Origin of the sequence: Metapseudomonas cellulosilytica (assembly GCF_049334135.1) — a bacterium.
Classification (GTDB): domain Bacteria; phylum Pseudomonadota; class Gammaproteobacteria; order Pseudomonadales; family Pseudomonadaceae; genus Metapseudomonas.
The window spans coordinates 193,988-214,861 of the sequence record NZ_JBHZGN010000010.1 but is presented as its reverse complement, the minus strand read 5'-3'; the positions used below and the strand labels follow the sequence as shown (position 1 = coordinate 214,861).

The window sequence follows — 20,874 nt, the reverse complement described above, 5'->3', positions numbered from 1 at the left end:
GGATTAATCCTTGGTCACGCGGTTGACTTCCTCGAGGCTGGTAATGCCGGTCATGGCCTTCACCAAGCCCGAGGTTCGCAAATCGTTGTAGCCATCCTGGCGCGCCTGCCGGGCGATCTGGATGGAGTTGGCCTCCTCCATAATAAGCTGCTGCATAGCCGGCGTGACTTTAACCACTTCATAAATACCAACTCGGCCCTTGTAGCCCTGGTTGCAGTTGTCGCAGCCCACTGGGCCATAGAGCTTGAAGCTGCCGATGCTGGACTCCGGGAAACCCTCCTTGAGCAGGGTTTCCCGGGGGATCTCCAGTTCCTTCTTGCAATGGATACACAATTTGCGTGCCAGGCGTTGGGCGATGATCAGGTTCACCGAGGTGGCGATATTGAAAGCCGGCACACCCATATTGCGCATGCGGGTCAGGGTCTCCGCGGCGCTGTTGGTGTGCAGGGTGGACAGCACCATATGGCCGGTCTGGGCCGCCTTGATGGCGATCTCGGCGGTTTCCAGATCGCGGATCTCACCCACCATGATCACATCCGGGTCCTGGCGCAGGAAGGCGCGCAAGGCCTGGGCGAAATCCATGCCCTGTCTGGGATTGACGTTAACCTGGTTCACCCCTTCCAGGTTGATCTCCACCGGATCTTCTGCCGTGGAGATATTGATATCCACAGTATTGAGGATATTGATGCCGGTATAGAGGGATACAGTCTTGCCGGATCCAGTGGGGCCGGTCACCAGGATCATGCCCTGGGGCTGCTTCAGGGCGGCGAGATAGAGTTCCTTCTGTTCTTCCTCGTAGCCCAGGGCATCGATGCCCATCTGGGCGCTGGTGGGATCGAGGATCCGCATCACGATCTTCTCGCCCCAGAGGGTGGGCAGGGTATTGACGCGAAAGTCGATGGACTTGGCCTTGGAGATCTTCATCTTGATCCGGCCATCCTGGGGCTTGCGCCGTTCGGAAATATCCAGCGCAGCCATCACCTTCAGGCGGGCGGCAATACGGCTGGCCAACTGGATTGGGGGCTTGGCCACCTCATGCAGCATGCCGTCGGTACGGAAACGCACCCGGTAGGAGCGCTCATACGGCTCAAAGTGCAGGTCTGAAGAGCCGCCGCGAATGGCATCCAGCAGCATCTTGTTGACGAAGCGCACTACCGGAGCGTCATCGGCATCCACGCCGCCAGGGTTGTCCTTCTTGTCATCATCGACCGCTTCGACGTCAACGCCATCCAAGTCGACATCCCCAAGGTCCTCCATGCCGCTGGTGGCGGAGTCGAAGAACTTCTCGATGGCGTCGCCTAGCTTGTCATCCTCGACCAGGATGGCCTCGGTATTCAGCCCAGTACTGAACTGGATATCGGTGACCGCCTGGTGATTGGTGGGGTCGGAAATGCCTACAAATAGCTTGTTGCCACGTCGCCAGAGGGGCAGCGCGCGGTGTTGGCGAATCAGCTTTTCGCTGACCAGATCCTTGGGCTGGGATTCGCTGTCGACGCCGGAAAGATCGAGAAAGGCGACACCGAACTGCTCTGCTGCCATTTCCGCCAGATCGCGGCTTTTCACCAGCTTGTTCTGCACCAGGTAAGTGATCAGCGGGATCTTGTTGCGCTGCGCCTGGGTGTGGGCCTGAAGGGCGCTCCGCTCGTCCAGCAGGTTGGTCAGGACAAGCTGTTTGGCGAGGCCTGAAAGGGTGGGGGCAGTCTCTGTCATGGCAGGCGTCGGTCTGTGAGTTTGACTCTGCCTTATAACGTAGATGATCTTGGCAGCCAAATGCCTGAGCCGAGGGTGACAAAAAAGGACAGTATTTGCGGTTTATGGTGCTTTCAGTTACTCCTGCTCGCTATAGGAACGGCCCCGGTACGCCGTTTTTGGCTGCCCTTTCGACGGGTGCTGCATGTGGCACGTACTGTGCACTGATGGCGTTGTCAGGTTGTTTGACCCTCAGCAGATGGAGAAAAAAATGAAGGCTCAAAAAGGTTTCACCCTTATCGAATTGATGATCGTGGTTGCGATTATCGGTATTTTGGCTGCTGTCGCGATTCCGGCATATCAGGACTATGTGACTAAGTCTAAGTTTCAAGACATTGTGTCTGCTGCAGCCTCTGTTGAGACTGCTATTTCCGTGTGTCTGACTGAAAACGCAGGCGATGCAACTGCCTGTGACACCATCGCAGAACTCGGCATTACTACGCTTGTGAACTCTAAAGAAGCGACTACCGCTCTAGCTGTTACGGGAACCACTGCAGCTGTTACTGCCACAGCTGGAGCTCCTGCGGGCGGCTACACCTACATCAATACTCCGTCTTTGGCGGCTGGTGCAACCCAGGTAGTGTGGACTCAGAGCGGCACCTGTTTGGCTGCTAAGGTTTGTAAGCAATAAGTTAAATCCGGGTCGCTCGGAAATGATCGTATGACGGACCGTAGGGTTGGGTTCCCAAAGGGGCTGCCACCGTTCACCGCGATACTGTCTCGTCGCCGCTGATACCTCTTCCCATAACGCCCCGCCTCTGCGGGGCGTTATGCTTTGTGGAGAGGGGGAGATGCGGAGGATTAGCCACCGTGCGGTTGATTTGTCCTGCGTTTGCGTGGATGGGCTCTATCTTGCGTGAAGCAAGATAGAGCCAAAAAATGTCACTAATTGCTGATTCTGGATGGAGCTCTGTGGTCTGGTCAGGCTGGAGGTGCATGAGTAGTGTGCTTGATAGATTTGGCATGCTATCTGCTTAGGCTTAAACCAGGTCGCTAGACCTTTATTTTTACTTTAGGAGAACTCCATGAAGGTGCAAAAAGGCTTTACCTTGATCGAATTGATGATTGTGGTTGCGATTATCGGTATTTTGGCTGCTGTCGCGATTCCGGCATATCAGGACTATGTGACTAAATCTAAGTTTCAAGACATTGTGTCAGCTGCAGCCTCTGCTGAAACTGCTATTTCCGTGTGTCTGACCGAAAACGCAGGCGATGCAACTGCCTGTGACACCATCGCAGAAGTCGGCATTACTACGCTTGTGAACTCTAAAGAAGCGACTACCGCTCTAGCTATTACGGGAACCACTGCAGCTGTTACTGCCACAGCTGGGGCTCCTGCGGGCGGCTACACCTACATCAATACTCCGTCATTGGCGGCTGGTGCAACGCAAGTAACGTGGACTCAGTCCGGCACCTGTTTGGCTGCTAAGGTTTGTAAAGACTAAGCGTGTAGGATGGGGTGAGCGAAGCGAAACCCATCACCAGATTGTCTCGAAAGCCCTGTCCCTCGCGGCGGGGCTTTCGCGTTTCTATGCCTGCCTGTTGGCCGCAGTGAATGGCCATCCGTTTGCGCTGAATCCCAAGTCGACGTTTTTCACATTTGGGCGCTTTTCAACTGCGCCCGCAGCGTTTATCTTGAGCGCCGCGCCGGTGTAGCTCAGTCGGTAGAGCAGCTCATTCGTAATGAGAAGGTCGGGGGTTCGATTCCTCTTACCGGCACCATGATCCAGACAGAAAGCCCCGCATCAGCGGGGCTTTTTGTTTTTCGTGGGGCGGGCCATGGCTTGGTGCCTCGGCGATGCGCCTTTCAGTCTTGCCTGTCAATTTTGTCGGCAACGCTATACAGCTCCATCGCCGAGCACTTCATCAGTTCCGAGATGGCCTTGATAGCGTGGTGCAGGCCTTTCAGGTCCCGGTCGCTCAGGTGGTGTTCGAGGCCGTCGCAGCCCAGCAAGTCGGCTATGGTGCCGAGGGCGTAGCCGGCGGTCATGATGCGGTCGCCTTGGTGGTCGGCAATGCGGGCGAAGCTGTTCATAGCCCACCTCCTGCGACTCTCTGACCCTTGGCGATAGTCGCTACCCAGGGGTGTGCATTCCTTGCTGATGTGCGGGTGTGCATAGTCGAAGCTCCTTTTGCTTGGGAACTGCCGCGAATCGCCGCGAAACGATTGGGGTGGCAGCTGTGCACGGGTTCGCGGACCGGGGCAAAAGGAACCCGGCAGACCTTTCGGTCTCCCGCGCACAGCCGCCATGACACGACGTTGCCGACACAAAAAAGCGCCAGCAATCGGATGGTCGGCGCTTGTGCGCCTTTTGCATTTCGGGCCGCGACGCCCGGTCCTGGAATTTGCCAGGACGGCGGCACCATAGCCTCACCCGGGGCGCATGGCAACGCCCCGCGGCTCGGCAAGGCGGGAATCAGAGGCTCAGCAGCGCCACACGGCCACGACCAACGAGCCGCAGACCGGACAACCTAAAGCCGATGGTTATGGTGGTTGTAAGGCCAGGACGTCAGCGTGGCCTGCTCCTGGGCGCCTTGTGCCGGGGCCGCCAGTTCTTCCAAGTGGGTGATGATGTCGTCCGGTTTGAGTACCAGGACATCGCTCTCCAGCGTGTCGAGCACCATCTCGGCGGTGTTGCCGATCAAGGCGCCGGTCAGCCCGGTGCGGGCCACGTTGCCGATCACCGTCAGCGCGGCATTGAGTGTGTGGGCCATTTGCGGAATGAGGATATCGGCCGCGCCTTCTTCGATATGCAGGCGGTCGTCGTCGATGCCGAACTCCTTTTGCAGTGTCCTGCATTGCGCGCGGTAGAAATCCTGGATGCTTTCCTTGCGTTGGAACACGGGATCCGGCGCCGAGAACATGGGATAGGGGTGGGCGCTCAGCATGTGCAGGGTACTGCCGGCCAGCTTGGCGATGTCGTGGCCGTGGCTGACGATGCCGGCGTGCAGCACGCGGTGTTCGATATCGCTGTTGCCCACGTCGACGGCGGCGAGAATGGTGCCGTCGCTCCAGGGCCTGACGGTTTTCACGATCAGCACCGGGCTGGGGCAATAGCGCAGCAACTTCCAGTCCTCCGGGGTGAGGATGGCTTTCATGATGGGGTTATCGGGCAGGTGCTGCTTGATCACCAGCCCGCAGCCCTGCGCCTGCTGCACGGCGATGATGGTCTGGTGCGGGCTATGGTGCCAGGCCTGCTCGGCGCTGACGCTGAAACCCTCCTTTTCCAGCGTTTCTCCCAGGTCTTCGAGGTGCGGCGAAAGGTTGGGGTGCTTGTCGCAAACCAGGAGATGCAAGTGCGACTGGGTGGCGCTGGCGATCATTCTGGCCCGGTTCAGGACCAGGGCCTCAGGCTGCTGTGGATCCACGACCACCAGGGTGTTTCGGATGGTATGCATGGCTGTATTCCCGAGCGCGAGTTCGGTTTGCATGTGGACGGAGGCACAGTGCTTCTTTGTTGTGTCCCAATGAGCGCAATGGGGGCAGCGGTTGCCCGCAATTGCCGCTCTGTCCGTCGGTTGGAAGCCCATCCACCGACACCCTGCACGCGACAGCCGAAATCAGATTCGTCGAGTCACTCCGATGTTTGTTGTCCGCATCGAACCGGCGTTGATGATCACGGAACTTCTTCTTGTCGTTCATGCAACTGCGGAATCAGCTTCCACAGCGCAAGCGCTGCTGTTCCACTACATCCAGATCGAGAAGCCGATGCCACGCCCTGCGCATGTGGCCTGGCGCCGACGAAGCGACTACTCCCTCGAACTCTTGATTGCGCGTGGATTCCTGGCTGCTCGGCAGGCACGCCAATACGCCCCGGTGATCATTGGCTGACGGGGAATTTCTGCAAGAGGAGGACGAGTGAGTAGGCCCTGCTCGCTCACGGCGAAGTATGGTGGCTGATCGAAATCACAGCGAGGCAGCTGGTCGCCCGGGTTAGGTGATTTGGGTTGAAGCAAGGAAAGGCTTATTTCGACCTTTCGTGGGGAATGAGAGGGTGCGCCCTGGCGGCTTTGCAGGGGCGAATTCATTTGAACTCGGAAAACCACGTCCTTAGGACGTGGTCATGAGTCATCGGCTCTGCCGGTGACGATTCGATTTCCGGGCTAGCAGGATGAAGCCGATCCGGTAGGGTGCGCCGTGCGCACCGGCGGTTTGACGGGGTGCCGAAGCCGATCCCGGAATCGGTGCGCACAGCGCACCCTACGGTCCAGACCAGGTGAAAGGGGTGGCCTTGTGCACGGGGGAGGATTCGCCCCCTTCCAGGGGGCTACCGCAAGTCCACGTTCTACGAGCGTGGATGTTTACTCGCCAAGGGCGACGAAGTTGCCCTGGGAAGGTCTGTAGGGCAGCCCTGCGGTCTGCTTGGCGATTGAAATCGCCCCTACAAGCGCTGTGCTCAGTCGAGTAGCAATTCCCGATAGCCGGATTACGCAATCAAGCCCTGCAAGGGGGGCGACCGCTGGTGCGCATGGCGCACCCTACGGGCTGGCTTCGGTGCTTGATCCGGGCCATTTGAGGCATAGCGGATAGGGGGCTATGCGGCAGTTGGTGGTCTGCTCCGGGGTAAAGCAAGTCCAGTTTCTACGAGCGTGGATGTTTAATCGCCAACGGCGACGGAGTTTCCACGGGAAGGCTCGTAGGGCAGGCCTGCGGCCTGCTCAGCGATTGAAATCGCCCCCACAAGGGTTCTGCTCTCGGTCGTTAAGCAATCCTCGATAGTCGGCTTGCGGAATCAGTCTCTGCGCGGGGTTCTACGGCTGGTGCGCGTGGCGCCCCCCACCGGCGTTGTAGGGGCGAATTCATTCGCCAAGGGCAACGGAGTTGCCCCGGGAAGGCTCATAGGGCAGGCCTGCGGCCTGCTTGGCGATTGAAATCGCCCCTACAAGGATTCCACCCCTCGGCCGCCAGCCAAGCTCTGGGGGGGGGCTGTGCTCAGAGGCTGAGGCGCATGGACAGGTCGATGGCCTTGACGTCCTTGGTCAGGGTGCCGATGGAGATGTAGTCGACGCCGGTGTCGGCGATGGTGCGCAGGGTGGTTTCGTTGACGCCGCCGGAGGCTTCCAGCTTGGCGCGGCCTTTGGTGCGGCTGACGGCGGTGCGCATGTCGTCGAGGCTGAGTTCGTCGAGCATGATGATGTCGGCGCCGGCCGCCAGGGCTTGCTGGAGTTCGTCGAGGCTTTCCACTTCCACTTCCACCGGCTTGCCGGGGGCAATGCGGTGGGCGGCGTCGATGGCCTGGGCGATGCCGCCGGAGGCCACAATGTGGTTTTCCTTGATGAGGAAGGCGTCGTACAGGCCGATGCGGTGGTTGTGGCCGCCGCCGCAGGTGACCGCGTACTTCTGCGCCAGGCGCAGGCCGGGCAGAGTCTTGCGGGTGTCGAGCAGTTTCACCTGGGTGTCTTTCACCAGTTCCACATAGTGGCCGACGCGGGTGGCGACGCCCGACAGGCACTGCAGGAAGTTCAGGGCGCTGCGCTCCCCGGTGAGCAGGGCGCGGGCCGGGCCTTCGAGGTGGAAGAGCACCTGGTTCGCCGCGGCGCGCTCGCCGTCGCGTACCTGCCATTGCACCTTCACGCGCGGGTCGAGCTGGCGGAACACTTCGTCCACCCAGGCGGTGCCGCTGATGATGGCCGCCTCGCGGGTGATCACGCTGGCGCGGGCCGGGCGGTCTTCGGGGATGAGTTGGGCGGTGATGTCGCCGCCGCCGACGTCTTCCTTGAGGGCGGCGCGTACGTTGGCCTCGATTTCAGCGCTGAGGTCGGCGAGGAGGAGGTTGGGCATGGTGGGCTCCGCAGGCAGGATGGCGGCGATTATAAAGGCTGCCGACGACCGGCGCAGTGCCGATGACTGGCAGCCTGCGCGTTCTGCCGGACGGTCAGGAGTGCGACTTGCGTGCCGTTCGCTTGTCGGTCAGTGTCCCGCAACTGTGAATTGAGTCATGTCTGTAGGAAAACTCCGCTTGGTTGTCACGGCATCATCCATATAATGACATCGGAATTTTCTAAATTTGACGTCAGATAGTTGACGTTATGGATGGCTCCCCATGATCGACGTGCAGCCCGACAAGCCCTTCGCAAGGGCGCGGCCTGCGGGAGGCTTGTGATGCAGACCGACGCGAAGGTGGTGCCGCTGAACAAGGGGGCCGCCGAGCAATCGCCAACCTCACCGGTAGGAAGGTTGCCCGTGGCCTTGATTCAGGTGCGCGACAAAGTGGCGCTGCAGCTGAAGCAGGCGCTGCAGATGCTGTTCGACAATGCGGACGACACCCTGTTCGAGATGGCGGACCGCGCCACCAGCAATGCCGAGCAGAGCGCCTTTTTCGAGGCAATGCGCGACTTGCGATTGAAGCGCAAGAGCATCGAGCGGACCTTTTTGCAGAAGGTGTTCGAGTCATTCTCGTCCCTGCAACAGTACGAGATCGGCAAGGCGCCGCAGTTGGGCGCGGTGTCCTTCGACAGCCTTTCGCTGGTCCAGAACGATGAGCTCGAGGAAACCGTGGCCCTGGACGCCATGGTCGCCAAGGTGATGAATCGCGATGGCATCGCCCTTGGCCACCTCACGGCACGCCTCAATACCCTGGTCAGCAAGAAGATCGAAGACCGGACCAACCCCCTGGGCCCGCGCCAGCTGTGCGAGTCCTTCCTCGACGCCTGCCGCAGCCTGGGCGTGGAGATCAAGGTCAAGCTGATCATCCTCAAGCTGTTCGAGAAGTACGTTCTCACCGAGCTGGACCAGATCTACGCCGAAGCCAACCAGTGCCTGATCGCCGCCGGCGTGCTGCCGGACCTGCGTTCGGCGGCGCCCGTTCGCCGCCAGCAGGAGCGTACCGCCGCCACGGCGCGCACGGCCCAGCCGGGCGAGGCGAGTGCAGGCGCGCAAACCGCGGAACAGGGCGTGCAGGAAGTCTTCGGCGTGCTCCAGGAACTGCTCTCCCAGGTGCGTGGCTCGGCTGTGCCGCGCCGGGAGTATCCCGCCGATGCGGTTCCGGTCAGCAGCAACGACCTGATGCGCCTGCTGTCCCACCTGCAGCAGCACTTGCCGCAGCAGTCCGATTACGACTACGACCTGCGCCTCAACCTCGACCAGCTGCTGACCCGCGCCAGTGCCCGCAGTGGCCGCGTGCGGGTGGTCGGGCAGGTGGATGACGATGTCATCAACCTGGTGTCCATGCTCTTCGAGTTCATCCTTGACGATCGCACCCTGCCGGACTCGCTCAAGGCGCTGATCGGGCGCATGCAGATCCCCATGCTCAAGGTCGCCCTGCTGGACAAGACCTTCTTCAGCCGCGGCAGCCACCCGGCGCGCCGCCTGCTCAACGAGATCGCCTCGGCGGCCCTGGGCTGGGTGGAGCAGGACGATGCCAAGCGCGACAGCCTCTACCACCGCATCGAGCAGGTGGTGCTACGGCTGTTGAACGATTTCGTCGATGACCCGGCGATCTTCTCCGAACTGCTGAACGAATTCCTCGCCTATACCGGCGACGAGCGCCGCCGCAGCGAACTGCTGGAACAGCGTACCCGCGATGCCGAGGAAGGCCGTGCCAGGGCCGAACTCGCCCGCAAGCAGGTGGAAGAAGCGCTCAACCAGCGCCTGCTCGGCCGTACCCTGCCGGAAGTGGTGGTGCGCCTGCTCCAGGAAGCCTGGAGCAAGGTGCTGATGCTGACCTGCCTCAAGCACGGTGTGGAGTCGGCCGAGTGGCAGTCCGCCCTGCAGACCGTGGACGACCTGATCTGGAGCGTGGAGCCCCATGAGGCTCCGGAAGCGCGGGCGCGCCTGCTGGAGCAGGTGCCGGGCTTGCTCAAGTCCCTGCGTGACGGGCTGGCCAGCGCCGCCTTCGATCCTTTCTCCACCAGTGCGTTCTTCAGCCAGTTGGAATCGCTGCATGTGCAGGCTTTCCAGCGCTTGCGCAAGCCGGAGCTGGTGGTCGTGGTCGCCGACGAGGACCCGGAGTCGACGCCGCCGCTGCTCGACTTGCCGGCAGCCAACGAGCCCGCGGAAATGGCGCCGGCGATGGTGGCGGTGGTGGAGGAGATCGTCCTCGCCGCACCGGTCGAGGCGCCGGCGCAGGAGCCCGAGCTCAGCCTGGCGGACGACCACGAGGCCCTGGGCTTCGCCGACAACCTGCGGGTGGGCAGCTGGGTCGAGTTCCAGGAGGACGACGAGCACAAGCTGCGCTGCAAGCTGGCGGCGCTGATCAAGCCCACCGGCAAGTACATCTTCGTCAACCGCACCGGCATGAAGGTGCTGGAGAAGACCCGCATGGGGCTGGCCGTGGAGTTCCGCCGCAAGGCCATTCGCCTGCTGGACGATGCCCTGTTGTTCGACCGCGCCCTGGAGTCGGTGATCGGCAACCTGCGGCGGCTGAAGGGGGCTTGAGCCTCGCGAGGCCTGTCCCATCGCGCGTGGCTGATGGGTATCGCTCCGCTCCACCGCATCCTACGATCGCCACTGCGCTCGGGCTGGCTTTTGTAGCCTTGTAGGGTGGGCTTTAGCCCACGCTGACCTCCGATGGTGGGCTGAAGCCCACCCTACGGGCCTCTGCGCCACATCTCAACTTAACGCAGACATAGCGAATTCATTCGCCAAGGGCGGCGCAGCTGCCCCCCATGAGGTCGAAGGGCGAACCTGCGGTTCGCTCAGCGATTGAAATCGCCCCCACAGTCGGTGTCGGCCAAACCCGCCGGCTGCGTCTGGTACAGCCCACCGCTCCGCACATCGCCACTCGCTAAAATGGCTTCACTGTGCCTAAAGTGGCGGCAGACCAAGGAGCCGACATGCAGCTGGACCCCGCTTCCGGTTGGTGCCAGGGCATCAGCCATCGCCCTTCGCCCAACTTCAATTGTCGCCCGCTGGGAGAGGTCTCCCTGCTGGTGATCCACAACATCAGCCTGCCGCCCGGCCAGTTCGGCACGGGCAAGGTGCAGGAGTTCTTCCAGAACCGCCTGGACCCCGCCGAGCACCCTTATTTCGAGGGCATCCGCGAGCTCAAGGTGTCCGCGCATTTCCTCATCGAGCGCGACGGCGCCGTCACCCAGTTCGTTTCCTGCAACGAGCGCGCGTGGCACGCCGGTGTCTCGCTGTTCGCGGGGCGGGAGAACTGCAACGACTTTTCCCTGGGGATCGAACTGGAGGGCACCGATGACCTGCCGTTCACGGAACCCCAGTACGCTGCGCTGATCGCATTGGTGGAGCAGCTGCGCTGCGTCTACCCGGCCATAACGCCGGAGCGCATCTGCGGTCATAGCGATATCGCCCCGGGACGCAAGACCGATCCCGGGCCGGCATTCGACTGGGCGCGCCTGCGGGCGGCGCTCGTAGCCTGATCAAGAGGAGGGACCCATGTATTTTCTGGTGCTGTTGCTGGTGCTCTGGATCGAGAAATTCTCCGCCTGGCGCTGGCATATCCAGCAGGATGGATTCTGGGCGCGCGAACTGGCCAAGGCCGAGGCCAACCCCCGGTTCGCTGGCCGCCCCTGGGCGGTCCTGGCGCTGTTGGTGTTGCTGCCCCTGGTCCTGCTGGCGCTGCTGCTGACGGCCCTGGAGCCGCTGGCTTACGGCTGGCTGGCGCTGCCGGTGCACCTGCTGGTGATCATCTACAGCCTGGGCCGTGGCGATGTGCTGGCCGATCTCGGCCCGTTCCGCGATGCCTGGCGGCGAGGCGATACCCAGGGTGCCTACCATGTGGCCGAGCGTGACCTCGGCCTGGAGGCCGACGAGAGCGGCGATCTGCTGCAGCAGGTGCAGGGCTACCAGCTCTGGCAGGCCTATCAGGGCTTCTTCGCGGTGATCTTCTGGTACGCGCTGCTGGGGCCGGTGGCGGCCTTGGCCTACCGCCTGCTGGCGCTGACCACCGAGCATGCCGAGGCGCCGGCGGTGCGCGAGCGGGCGGAGGTGATCCGTCACGCTTTCGACTGGTTGCCGGTGCGGGTGCTGGCGGCAAGCTTCTCGCTGGTGGGCAATTTCGTCGGCGTCAGCCGGGTGCTGCTGCACGAGCTGCTGAGCTGGGAGATTCCGGCGTCGCGCTACATCCAACTGGCTGGCCGCGCCGCCGCCGAGTTGCCGGAGCCCGCCAGCGGCGATGCCGGGGTCGCGACCCTGGATGCCCTCTGGCAGCTGGTGGTGCGCTCCGCAGTGCTCTGGTACGCCGGTTTCGCGGTCTGGGCCCTGTTGTTCTGACGGACCTCGTCTGCCTCGGGCGTCACAACCCAGCTGGGTAGGGTGGAAATCCACGAAGCGGATTTCCACCATCCGTGGTTTCCGGGAGCCTCGTTCGGTGGACCGATGAAGCGTGGTCCACCCTACATGCCGATGCCGGGCGCCACCGGCGGTCGGGCCCGCCTTGCTTAACCTTTAATTACAGAAACTCCTGCCGATATCGGGTACACAGGTGCTCGCGCCCGAAATACCTGACTTTGCTCAAGGAAGTATCTGACCGAGTTGGGCGGCCGCGTCGCAGCGTGGGGATGCTGCGGCGCAATGGTCGAGCCGCGTTGTCGGCGATCGGTGCGCATTCATAACAATAAATGTGAACAGGAGGCGTCTTGTGAAGACCCTGTTGTATCCTGCCATCGCGCTGATGAATCGCCTCAGCTTCGGTATGAAGTTCAGCCTGATCAGCGTTCTGTTCTTCCTGCCGATGTTGATCACCAACTTCTATCTGGTGCGCGACTCCTACCGGCAATTCGTCAGCACCCGCGCCGAGCTGCAGAGCCTCGACCTGCTGGGTACCAGCCTCACGCTGCGGCGTAACCTCGAAAGCCTCAACGACCTGGTGCTGATCAATTCGATGATCGGCCAGTCGGGGCAGTCCGGCGACCTGGAACAGCGTATCGCCAGCCTGGAGCAGGAGCTGCTGGCCACCCTCCGCGGGCTGGCGCCGGTGGTGTCGGAACCCGGGCAGGTCGAGGCCTTCAACGCCAAGCGCGACGAACTGCTCGCCGCCCTGCAGGCAGCCAAGGGTGAGAACTCGCTGCAGAGCAAGAGCGCGATGATCGAGAAGCTGCTGGGCAATGCCCAGGTCTTCATCCGGTTCGTCGCCGCCCAAGCCGGCCTCAGCCAGGACAACCAGGCCGATGTCCGCCAGGTCACCGAACTGGTCACCAGCGCCACCCCGCAAGTCACCATGGCCCTGGGCAAGGGCCGCGCCATTGGTGCCTATTCCCTCGGCCAGGGCTTCCTCAATTCGGCGGCCAGCACCAAGCTGGACGACCTGCTGCTGGATCTGGACAAGCTCAATGCCGAGTACGGCCTGAAGCTCACCGACGCCCTCGATGGCAGCCCGCGCGCGCACCAGGCGCTGGACGGCCTGGCCGCCGCCAGCCGCGAGACCATCAAGCAGAGCGCCGCGCTCTTCGAGGAGAAGGTCATCATGGCCGACACCCTCGACACGCCCTGGCGGCAGTTCTACGACCAGGTGAGCGCAGCGCTGGAGAAGACCTACCAGCTCAATGACGGCTCCCTGGCTTTCCTCAAGACGGAGCTGGAAGACCGCCTGGCCGGCAAGCGCATGCAGACCGTGCTGCTGGTGGTGGCCCTGTTGGTGGTGTTCCTGGCGATTCTCTACCTCTACAGCGGCTTCTACGTTTCCACGCGCACCACCTTGAAGAGCCTGGGCAAGGTGATGGACCAGGTCGCATCAGGCGACATGACCGTCAGCTTCCGCGCCGAAAGCCGCGACGAGCTGGGCGAACTGGGCCAGGTGTTCAACGGCACCGTGGCGAAGATCCACGACCTGATCGAACTGGTCGGCCATACCGTGGCCGAGGTGGAGCGCCAGGCCGGCCGGGTGGAGCGGGTTTCCGGCGAAAGCAACCAGGCGGTGGCCGGCCAGCGCAGCCAGATCGAGCAGGTGGCCACGGCGATGAATCAGATGTCCGCTACCGCCCAGGAGGTGGCGCGCAGTGCCGCCGCCGCGGTGGGCAGTGCGCAGAGCGTCAACCAGGAAACCGTCAGCGGGCGAGCCCTGGTGGAGTCCCAGCTGGGCAGCATCGAGCGGCTGGCCAGCGAGATCGACCAATCGGTGGTGGTGATCAATCAACTGGCGGCGGACAGCGCTTCCATCAGCCGGGTGCTGGAAGTGATCAAGGGCATCGCCGAGCAGACCAATCTGCTGGCGCTGAATGCGGCCATCGAAGCGGCCCGTGCCGGCGAGCAGGGCAGGGGGTTCGCCGTGGTGGCGGACGAGGTGCGCACCCTGGCCAAGCGTACCCAGCAGTCCACCGAGGAAATCGAGCAGACGATCGTCAGGCTGCAGGGCGGCGTCGGTGCCGCGGTGAAGGCGATGAGCACCAGCCACCAGATGGCCGACGGCACTGTCAGCCAGTCCGGCAAGGTACAGGCGGCGCTGGAGAACATCCTTGGCGCGGTGGGCCTGATCGTCGACCAGAACCAGCAGATCGCCGCCGCGGCCGAGCAGCAGACCGCCGTGGCCCATGACATCGACCAGAACATCGTCGAGATCAACCACGCGGGCGAGCGCACCGCCGAGGGCGCGAACCAGACCGAACAGGCCAGCCGCGAGCTGTCCGGGCAGGTGGCGCAGCTCAAGCAGTTGATCGGCGCGTTCCGGGTCTGATCCCGCCGCGGTTCTTGTAGGGGCGAATTCATTCGCCAAGGGCAACGCAGTTGCCCCGACGGGGTGTGGGCAGTCCGGATGGGTCGGGCGGCGTTCCGCGAGCTTGCGATACCCATCAGCTCTGTCCGCATGGGTATCGCTCCGCTCCACCCATCCTACGTAGCTTTTTTGTGGGGGCGAATTCATTCGCCAAGGGCAACGCAGTTGCCCCGACGGGGTGTGGGCAGTCCGGATGGGTCGGGCGGCGCTCCGCGAGCTTGCGATACCCATCAGCTCTGTCCGCATGGGTATCGCTCCGCTCCACCCATCCTACGTAGCTTTTTTGTAGGGGCGAATTCATTCGCCAAGGGCAACGCAGTTGCCCCGACGGGGTGTGGGCAGACCTGCGGTCTGCTTGGCGAATGAATTCGCCCCTACAAGGGAATGTCCCACCCAAACACCTCACAGGCATTGCGCGTACTGGCTGCGGCCAGTTCCTCCGGCGTAACGCCGCGAATCTCCGCCAGGGCCGCACAGATATCCGGCAGGAACTCCGGGCTGTTGCGCCCGTAGGGATGCATGGCTGGCGCCATGTCCGGCGAGTCGGTCTCCAGCACGATGGATTCCAGCGGCAACTGCGCCACCACCTTGCGCAGGCGGTTGGCCTGCGGCCAGGTGGGGGCGCCGCCGAGGCCGAGGTAAAAGCCCAGCTTGCGATACTCCTTGGCGTCCTCGACGCTGCCGGCGAAGGCGTGGACGATGCCGGCGCGCTTGAGGCGGAAGCGTTTCAGGGTGGCGATCACCGCCGCGTGGCTGCGCCGCACGTGCAGCAGGGCCGGCAGCTCGAACTCCGCCGCCAGCGCCAGTTGGGCCTCGAACAGGCGCTGCTGCTGGTCGCGATCCAGTTCGGGAATGAAATAGTCCAGGCCGATCTCGCCAACCGCGCAGAGCTTGGGGTGTCCGGCATGGCGCTGCAGCAGCTGGCGCAGTTCCAGCAGATGCTCGTCGCGGTGTTGCGCCAGGTAAACCGGGTGCAGGCCGAAGGCGGTGCAGAAACCGTCCTCGGTGTTGGCCAGGTCCCAGATTCGTTGCCAGTTGCCCTGGAACACCCCGAGCAGCACCTGCCGCCCCACGCCCAGGGCACGACAGTGCGCCAGGACGGCGTCGCGGTCAGCATCGAAATCGGGGAAGTCCAGGTGGTTGTGGGTATCGATCAGCATGGCCGCCAGCATATACCCAGCGGCACCTTGCGGCATGCCCGATTGCAGGGAAAACGGGCGCTTTTCCGGGGGCGCCCGCTCTGCCACGGGGCATTGGGAGGACCAGGAGAATCGGGGCGAAAAACGCTATTGAACACTCGTTCATTCTTGGCTATGGTTGGGCCACTCGCCGGTTCGCCGATGCAGCCAAGCGGTCCGGAATCCACCATTTGCAATGGGGTTCGAACATGCGTTTTGCTTCGCTTGTGGAGAGGATGGCAGGGCCAGGCACGGCCGCTTGGGATATCCATTACGCAGCCATCGAGGCCCAACGGGCCGGCGAGGATGTCATTGTCCTCAGCATCGGCGATCCGGACTTCGCCACCCCCGAATCCATCACCGCGGCCGCCATCCAGGCATTGCAGGCCGGCGATACCCACTACTGTGACGTCGCCGGTCGTCCCGAGCTGCGCCAGGCCATCGCCGACCTTCATGGGCGCCTGACCGGCCAGGCCGTGTCGGCGGGCAGCACCATCCTGGTCGCCGGCGCGCAGAACGGCCTCTATGCCGCCGCCATGTGCCTGCTCGAAGCGGGCGATGAAGTCATCGTCTTCGACCCGGTGTATGTCACCTACGAAGCCACCCTCAAGGCCTCGGGCGCGACCCTGGTGCGGGTGCCGTGTCCGGCGGAGGGCGGTTTCCGTCCTGATCTCGGCGCCCTGCGCGCGGCCATCACCAAGCGCACCCGGGCGATCTTCTTCGCCAACCCGAACAACCCCACGGGCGTCGTGCTGAACGGCGGGGAGCTCGAGGCCATCGCCGAACTGGCGCGCCAGCACGACCTCTGGGTGGTGGTGGACGAAGTCTACGAAAGCCTGGCCTTCGAACAGCCACATCGCTATTTCACCACCTTGCCGGGGATGCACGAGCGCACGGTGAGCATCGGCAGCCTGTCCAAGTCCCACGCCATGACCGGCTGGCGCACGGGCTGGGTGGTCGCCTGCCCGGAGCTGGTGGCGCATATCGAGAACCTCGCGTTGAACATGCTCTACGGCCTGCCGGGCTTCGTGCAGGAAGCGGCGCTGGCGGCGGTGCGTTCCTACGACCAGGTGACCGCCCAGATGCGCGAGGTCTACCGTCGTCGTCGCGACCTGGTGGTGAGCGCCCTGGCAGACTGCGCGCCGCTGAAGGTGCTGAAGCCGGAAGCGGGCATGTTCGTCCTGCTGGATGTGCGCGGCAGCGGCCTCGGTTCGCTGGATTTCGCCTGGCGGCTGTTCCGCGAAACCGGCGTTTCGGTGCTCGATGCCGAGGCCTTCGGTCCTGCAGCGGCGGGATTCGTGCGCCTGTCCTACACCCTGGGCGAGGCGCAGCTGGCCGAGGCCTGCGCGCGCATCCACCGCTTCGCTGCCACCCTGAAGGGTCGGCCGGCCATTGAGGTGGTTTCGACTCGCGCCGTCGAAGCCGCACCCGCCAGGGCCGAGCGGCCGAAGATGGTGGAGGTGGATTCCATCCACAAGCGCTTCGGCCAGTTCGAGGTGCTCAAGGGCGTTTCCCTCACGGCCCGCGAAGGGGATGTGGTGTCGCTGATCGGCGCCAGCGGTTCGGGCAAGAGCACCCTGCTGCGCTGCATCAACATGCTGGAGATTCCCAACCAGGGCGAGGTCAGGGTCGACGGCGAAAGCATCCAGCTTTCCACCAACCGCATCGGCGAGCCGATGGTGGCCGACCAGAAGCAGCTGACCCGCATCCGCTCGCGCCTGGGCATGGTGTTCCAGGGGTTCAACCTCTGGCCCCACCGCACGGTGCTGGAGAACCTGATCGAAGCGCCCATCCAGGTCCTGCGCGAGAGCCGCGCCGAGGCCATTGAGCGGGCCGAGGCCCTGCTGGAACGGGTCGGGCTGGCGGCCAAGCGGCATGAGTACCCGTCTTTCCTTTCCGGCGGCCAGCAACAGCGCGTGGCCATCGCCCGTGCCTTGGCCGTGGAGCCCAAGGTGATGCTGTTCGACGAGCCCACCTCGGCGCTGGACCCGGAACTGGTCGGCGAAGTGCTGCGGGTGATCCGCTCCCTGGCCGAAGAGGGCCGCACCATGATCCTGGTGACCCACGAAATGGCCTTCGCCCGCGACGTTTCCAGCCACGTCGCCTTCCTCCACCAGGGCCGGATCGAAGAAGAAGGCCCGCCGCAGGACGTCTTCCTGCGGCCGCGCAGCGAGCGCTGCCGGCAGTTCGTCACCGCTCACCAGAATCGATGACCGCGGCCGCCCCGGCGGCACGCCTCGATAAGCTCGAATCACAACAAAACCAAGCAGGGCAAGGGGATCACGATGAAGAAGTCTCAACTGGCAGGTTGGATGGCGGGTGCGGCAATGCTCGTTGCTGGCATAGCGGGCGCACAGGCCGATCCCATCAGGTTCGCGTTGGCGGCGGAGCCCTATCCGCCCTTCTCGGTGAGGCAGCCGGACGGCCAGTGGACCGGTTTCGAGCCGGACCTGATCCGCAAGCTTTGCAGCGACATGCAGGCCGAGTGCGTGATCGAAGAGGTGGCCTGGGACGGCATCATCCCCGCGCTGCTGGCGAAGAAGGTGGATGTGATCTTCAACTCCATGTCCATCACCGAGGAGCGCGAGAAGCAGATCTCCTTCAGCCGTCCCTACTACGATTCCCCCACCGTCATCGTCGCGCCCAAGGCCCTGGACGTGAGCGCCACGCCGGAGTCCCTGAAGGGCAAGGCGATCGGCGTGCAGATCTCCACCAACAATTCCAACTATGTGAAGAAGTTCTACGAGGGCATCGCCGACGTCCGCTACTACGACACCCAGGACTCGGTGAACGCCGACCTCGCGGCCGGGCGCATCGACCTGATGCTGGCCGATGGCCTGGGCGTGGCCGACTTCGTCAAGTCCGCCGATGCCCAGGCGGCCGGTCTCGTGGTCAAGGGCCAGGTTCCCTACGACCCGGTGTTCGGACGCGGCATGGGTGCCGGCCTTCGCAAGGAGGACCAGGAACTGAAGACCCGCCTCGACGACGCCATCGGCAAGCTCCTGGCCAGCGAGGACTACAAGACCATTTCCGCCAAGTACTTCGACGTCAGCGTAGCGCCGAAACAGTGATCCCCGTTGCCGCCCCGGGCCACCGGGGCGGCGAGTTTCCGCTTCGCGTCGAGGTGTCCTGATGTCGTCTTACTTCGATCTGGTCGGTTTCGGCCCCCAGGGCTGGGGACCGGCCTTGCTCAAGGGTTTGTGGGTCACCCTGGAAATCTCCGTTGGCGCCTTCCTGGTCGGTATCCTGATCGGGCTCTGCGTCGCCGTCGCCAAGCTCAACGGTCCGCCTCCGCTGGCCCGCCTGATGCGCGGCTACACCACCCTGTGCCGGGCCGTGCCCGAGTTGTTGCTGATCCTCCTGCTGTTCTACGCCGGCTCCATGGGCATCAACGAGGTGCTCGGCTGGCTGGGCTACACCCAGGTCAAGCTCAACGGCACCCTGGTGGCCATCGTGGTGCTCGGGCTGGTGCAGGGGGCCTACGCCTCGGAAATCTTCCGCGGCGCGATCGAGGCCATTCCCCATGGCCAGACCGAGGCCGCGCGCGCCTTCGGCATGAGCGGTTTCAGTCTGTTCCGCCGGGTGACCTTGCCGGTGATGGCGCCAAACGCCCTGGCGGGGATGGCCAACCTCTGGGTCAACCTGATCAAGGACAGTGCGCTGATCAGCGTGGTGGGGACCAGCGAGCTGCTGTTCACCGCCAAGCAGGCGGCCGGGTCCACGCGCCAGTACCTGATGTTCTATCTCACGGCGGCGGCTTTCTACTACGTGCTGACGCTGCTCTCCAACCTGTTGTCCGGCTGGCTCGAGCGACGCTTCCGTCGCTGGATGCCGTCGGTGTGAGGAGGCATCCCTGATGACCCCGAGCTGGATCCTCGACTATGCCGGCCTGCTGCTGAACGGGCTGGGCACCACCTTGCTGTTGCTGCTGATCTCCGCCGTGCTGGGCTTCGTCCTGGCGTTGGGGGTGGCGCTGGCCCGGATGTCGCGCAATCCGCTGATCGCCGGCTTGAGCCTGGGCTACACCAGCGTGATCCGTGGCACGCCGCTGCTGGTGCAGATCTACATCTTCTACTACGGCGTGGGCAGCCTGTTCGCCCAGTTCCCGCTGATTCGCGGCAGCTTCCTCTGGCCTTACCTGCGTGACGGCTTCTGGTACATCGTGCTGGCCCTGGTGCTCTCGGTCGGCGCCTATGTGGGCGAGGTGATCCGCGGCGGGATGAAGTCGGTGCCGCGCGGTGAGCTGGAAGCGGCGGCGGCCTTCGGGATGCGCAAGCGCCTGGTACTGATGCGGGTCTGGCTGCCCCGGGCGATCCGCCTGTTGCTGCCGACGCTGGCGGGGGAGACGGTGCTGCTGCTGAAGTCCACCGCGCTGGCCTCCACCGTGGCGGTGGTGGACCTGCTGGGCGCCGCCAACGTGGTGCGCGCGCAGACCTTCCAGATCTACCAGCCCCTGCTGCTGGTGGCGGGCATCTATATCTGCCTGACCTTCATGATCGAGGCCGGTGCCGCGCGGGTGGAGCGGCGAAGCATGTTTCGTCGGGCGAATTAGGGTGGGGGTGGGATCTTGTAGGGGCGAATTCATTCGCCAAGCAGACCGCAGGTCTGCCTGAGGTTGTGATCTGGGCAACTGCGTTGCCCCTGGCGAATGAATTCGCCCCTACAGGTGCAGCGCCCACCGGTTTGCTCAGGCATAAGCCCCGCGCCGCAGGCTTTCCACCCAGCGCCGGCTGATTTCCAGGCCGTCCTCGGCGCTGATGTTGGCCGGGTTCAGACTCCATTCCAGCCACAGGCCGTCCAGCAGGGCGGAGAGACCGATGGCCGCCAGGCGGGGCTTGGCGATGCTGAAGCCTTCCTTGCGCGACAGGTCCGAGAGCAGGACTTCCAGCATCCGCAGCGTGCCGCCGTAGGTGCGTTCGTGGGCTTCGTTCACCTGGGGCGAATGGCGTATCAGGCTCCAGAACACCACCCAGGGGCTCAGCAGGTCGGGGTCCAGGGTCACCGGCGAGAAGTAGCCGGTGAGAAAGGCATTAAGGCGCGCCTCGGGATCGTCGCCGGCCTCATCGATACGTGCCTGCAGGAGCTGATTCACTTCGGTGGCGAGGGTCACGTACGCCTGCGCCACCAGCGCGTCTATGCTGCCGAAATAGTGGTTGATCAGGCCGACGGCGACATCGGCTTCCTTGGCGATGCGGCGCACCGAAATGCCCGCATGGCCCTCGGCGACCAGGCAGCGCAGGGCTGCGCGCACCAAGTGTTCGCGGCGTTCGTCGGGGTTGGTGCGGGGCTGTCTTTCGCGGGGCCTGTCCACGGGGCGATTTCCTTCGCTCTAA

At 63.6% G+C, this 20,874-nt stretch carries 17 protein-coding genes and 1 tRNA gene; 12 read left to right on the top strand and 6 right to left on the bottom strand.

What is annotated here, in order from left to right; all coding sequences use genetic code 11:
• Window positions 1–3: 3 nt before the first annotated feature.
• Window positions 4–1,710, bottom strand: coding sequence for a type IV-A pilus assembly ATPase PilB (gene pilB / locus ACFW0H_RS15140; RefSeq protein ID WP_422914698.1), 1,707 nt, complete (start codon window positions 1,708–1,710; stop codon window positions 4–6).
• A 250-nt stretch (window positions 1,711–1,960) separates the two neighbouring features.
• On the opposite strand from pilB, the gene ACFW0H_RS15135 reads away from it, so the two are divergent.
• The 3 genes from ACFW0H_RS15135 to ACFW0H_RS15125 all read left to right on the top strand — a co-directional run bounded on the left by ACFW0H_RS15135 (window position 1,961) and on the right by ACFW0H_RS15125 (window position 3,471).
• Entirely contained in the window at window positions 1,961–2,380 is a 420-nt protein-coding gene (locus ACFW0H_RS15135) for a pilin (protein WP_422914697.1), read from the top strand.
• A gap of 394 nt (window positions 2,381–2,774) precedes the next feature.
• Complete coding sequence (locus ACFW0H_RS15130) at window positions 2,775–3,194, top strand: pilin (RefSeq protein WP_422914696.1); 420 nt, start codon at window positions 2,775–2,777, stop codon at window positions 3,192–3,194.
• A gap of 201 nt (window positions 3,195–3,395) precedes the next feature.
• Window positions 3,396–3,471, top strand: a tRNA-Thr gene (locus ACFW0H_RS15125).
• An 85-nt stretch (window positions 3,472–3,556) separates the two neighbouring features.
• On the opposite strand, the gene ACFW0H_RS15120 is transcribed toward ACFW0H_RS15125, so the two are convergent.
• Window positions 3,557–3,784 carry a hypothetical protein gene (locus ACFW0H_RS15120; protein ID WP_422914695.1) on the bottom strand — a complete coding sequence of 76 codons (228 nt, stop codon included), beginning with the start codon at window positions 3,782–3,784 and terminating at the stop codon, window positions 3,557–3,559.
• Window positions 3,785–4,221: 437 nt separating this feature from the next.
• Complete coding sequence (locus tag ACFW0H_RS15115) at window positions 4,222–5,148, bottom strand: universal stress protein (RefSeq protein WP_422914694.1); 927 nt, start codon at window positions 5,146–5,148, stop codon at window positions 4,222–4,224.
• 184 nt (window positions 5,149–5,332) lie between these two features.
• Here ACFW0H_RS15115 and ACFW0H_RS15110 point away from each other — a divergent pair, with 184 nt between their 5' ends.
• Window positions 5,333–5,581, top strand: a complete 249-nt coding sequence (locus ACFW0H_RS15110) for a hypothetical protein (RefSeq protein ID WP_422914693.1) — start codon at window positions 5,333–5,335, stop codon at window positions 5,579–5,581.
• A gap of 1,101 nt (window positions 5,582–6,682) precedes the next feature.
• Here the strand turns inward: ACFW0H_RS15110 and nadC are convergent.
• Window positions 6,683–7,531, bottom strand: coding sequence for a carboxylating nicotinate-nucleotide diphosphorylase (gene nadC / locus ACFW0H_RS15105; RefSeq protein WP_422914692.1), 849 nt, complete (start codon window positions 7,529–7,531; stop codon window positions 6,683–6,685).
• 321 nt (window positions 7,532–7,852) lie between these two features.
• On the opposite strand from nadC, the gene ACFW0H_RS15100 reads away from it, so the two are divergent.
• From ACFW0H_RS15100 to ACFW0H_RS30160, 4 genes are all read left to right on the top strand, one after another.
• The gene (locus tag ACFW0H_RS15100; RefSeq protein ID WP_422914691.1) at window positions 7,853–10,126 is read left to right on the top strand and encodes a DUF1631 domain-containing protein; all 2,274 of its coding nucleotides are present in this window, start codon (window positions 7,853–7,855) and stop codon (window positions 10,124–10,126) included.
• Window positions 10,127–10,524: 398 nt separating this feature from the next.
• Window positions 10,525–11,073, top strand: a complete 549-nt coding sequence (gene ampD / locus ACFW0H_RS15095) for a 1,6-anhydro-N-acetylmuramyl-L-alanine amidase AmpD (protein ID WP_422914690.1) — start codon at window positions 10,525–10,527, stop codon at window positions 11,071–11,073.
• 16 nt (window positions 11,074–11,089) lie between these two features.
• Window positions 11,090–11,926: a regulatory signaling modulator protein AmpE gene (ampE, locus tag ACFW0H_RS15090; protein ID WP_422914689.1), complete on the top strand. Its 837-nt coding sequence runs from the start codon at window positions 11,090–11,092 to the stop codon at window positions 11,924–11,926.
• A gap of 367 nt (window positions 11,927–12,293) precedes the next feature.
• Complete coding sequence (locus ACFW0H_RS30160) at window positions 12,294–14,324, top strand: methyl-accepting chemotaxis protein (RefSeq protein ID WP_459077305.1); 2,031 nt, start codon at window positions 12,294–12,296, stop codon at window positions 14,322–14,324.
• Window positions 14,325–14,737: 413 nt separating this feature from the next.
• On the opposite strand, the gene ACFW0H_RS15075 is transcribed toward ACFW0H_RS30160, so the two are convergent.
• Window positions 14,738–15,523 carry a TatD family hydrolase gene (locus tag ACFW0H_RS15075; RefSeq protein ID WP_422914688.1) on the bottom strand — a complete coding sequence of 262 codons (786 nt, stop codon included), beginning with the start codon at window positions 15,521–15,523 and terminating at the stop codon, window positions 14,738–14,740.
• A gap of 227 nt (window positions 15,524–15,750) precedes the next feature.
• On the opposite strand from ACFW0H_RS15075, the gene ACFW0H_RS15070 reads away from it, so the two are divergent.
• The 4 genes from ACFW0H_RS15070 (at window position 15,751) to ACFW0H_RS15055 (ending at window position 20,093) form a co-directional block, all read left to right on the top strand.
• Complete coding sequence (locus ACFW0H_RS15070; RefSeq protein WP_422914687.1) at window positions 15,751–17,754, top strand: aminotransferase class I/II-fold pyridoxal phosphate-dependent enzyme; 2,004 nt, start codon at window positions 15,751–15,753, stop codon at window positions 17,752–17,754.
• A 72-nt stretch (window positions 17,755–17,826) separates the two neighbouring features.
• The gene (locus ACFW0H_RS15065) at window positions 17,827–18,612 is read left to right on the top strand and encodes a transporter substrate-binding domain-containing protein (RefSeq protein ID WP_422914686.1); all 786 of its coding nucleotides are present in this window, start codon (window positions 17,827–17,829) and stop codon (window positions 18,610–18,612) included.
• Between the two features lie 61 nt (window positions 18,613–18,673).
• Entirely contained in the window at window positions 18,674–19,384 is a 711-nt protein-coding gene (locus ACFW0H_RS15060; protein WP_422914685.1) for an ABC transporter permease, read from the top strand.
• A gap of 13 nt (window positions 19,385–19,397) precedes the next feature.
• Entirely contained in the window at window positions 19,398–20,093 is a 696-nt protein-coding gene (locus ACFW0H_RS15055; RefSeq protein WP_422914684.1) for an ABC transporter permease, read from the top strand.
• Between the two features lie 135 nt (window positions 20,094–20,228).
• On the opposite strand, the gene ACFW0H_RS15050 is transcribed toward ACFW0H_RS15055, so the two are convergent.
• Complete coding sequence (locus ACFW0H_RS15050; protein WP_422914683.1) at window positions 20,229–20,852, bottom strand: TetR family transcriptional regulator C-terminal domain-containing protein; 624 nt, start codon at window positions 20,850–20,852, stop codon at window positions 20,229–20,231.
• Window positions 20,853–20,874: the final 22 nt, after the last annotated feature.

Bases quoted from the DNA above. Each gene is read 5' to 3' on its own strand.
- ACFW0H_RS15070 (WP_422914687.1), top strand. From the start codon at position 15,751: ATGCGTTTTGCTTCGCTTGTGGAGAGGATGGCAGGGCCAGGCACGGCC.
- ACFW0H_RS15100 (WP_422914691.1), top strand. From the start codon at position 7,853: ATGCAGACCGACGCGAAGGTGGTGCCGCTGAACAAGGGGGCCGCCGAG.
- ACFW0H_RS15115 (WP_422914694.1), bottom strand. From the start codon at position 5,148: ATGCATACCATCCGAAACACCCTGGTGGTCGTGGATCCACAGCAGCCT.
- ampD (WP_422914690.1), top strand. From the start codon at position 10,525: ATGCAGCTGGACCCCGCTTCCGGTTGGTGCCAGGGCATCAGCCATCGC.
- ACFW0H_RS15065 (WP_422914686.1), top strand. From the start codon at position 17,827: ATGAAGAAGTCTCAACTGGCAGGTTGGATGGCGGGTGCGGCAATGCTC.
- nadC (WP_422914692.1), bottom strand. From the start codon at position 7,531: ATGCCCAACCTCCTCCTCGCCGACCTCAGCGCTGAAATCGAGGCCAAC.
- pilB (WP_422914698.1), bottom strand. From the start codon at position 1,710: ATGACAGAGACTGCCCCCACCCTTTCAGGCCTCGCCAAACAGCTTGTC.
- ACFW0H_RS15130 (WP_422914696.1), top strand. From the start codon at position 2,775: ATGAAGGTGCAAAAAGGCTTTACCTTGATCGAATTGATGATTGTGGTT.
- ACFW0H_RS15055 (WP_422914684.1), top strand. From the start codon at position 19,398: ATGACCCCGAGCTGGATCCTCGACTATGCCGGCCTGCTGCTGAACGGG.
- ACFW0H_RS15135 (WP_422914697.1), top strand. From the start codon at position 1,961: ATGAAGGCTCAAAAAGGTTTCACCCTTATCGAATTGATGATCGTGGTT.
- ACFW0H_RS15075 (WP_422914688.1), bottom strand. From the start codon at position 15,523: ATGCTGATCGATACCCACAACCACCTGGACTTCCCCGATTTCGATGCT.
- ampE (WP_422914689.1), top strand. From the start codon at position 11,090: ATGTATTTTCTGGTGCTGTTGCTGGTGCTCTGGATCGAGAAATTCTCC.
- ACFW0H_RS15060 (WP_422914685.1), top strand. From the start codon at position 18,674: ATGTCGTCTTACTTCGATCTGGTCGGTTTCGGCCCCCAGGGCTGGGGA.
- ACFW0H_RS15120 (WP_422914695.1), bottom strand. From the start codon at position 3,784: ATGAACAGCTTCGCCCGCATTGCCGACCACCAAGGCGACCGCATCATG.
- ACFW0H_RS15110 (WP_422914693.1), top strand. From the start codon at position 5,333: ATGTTTGTTGTCCGCATCGAACCGGCGTTGATGATCACGGAACTTCTT.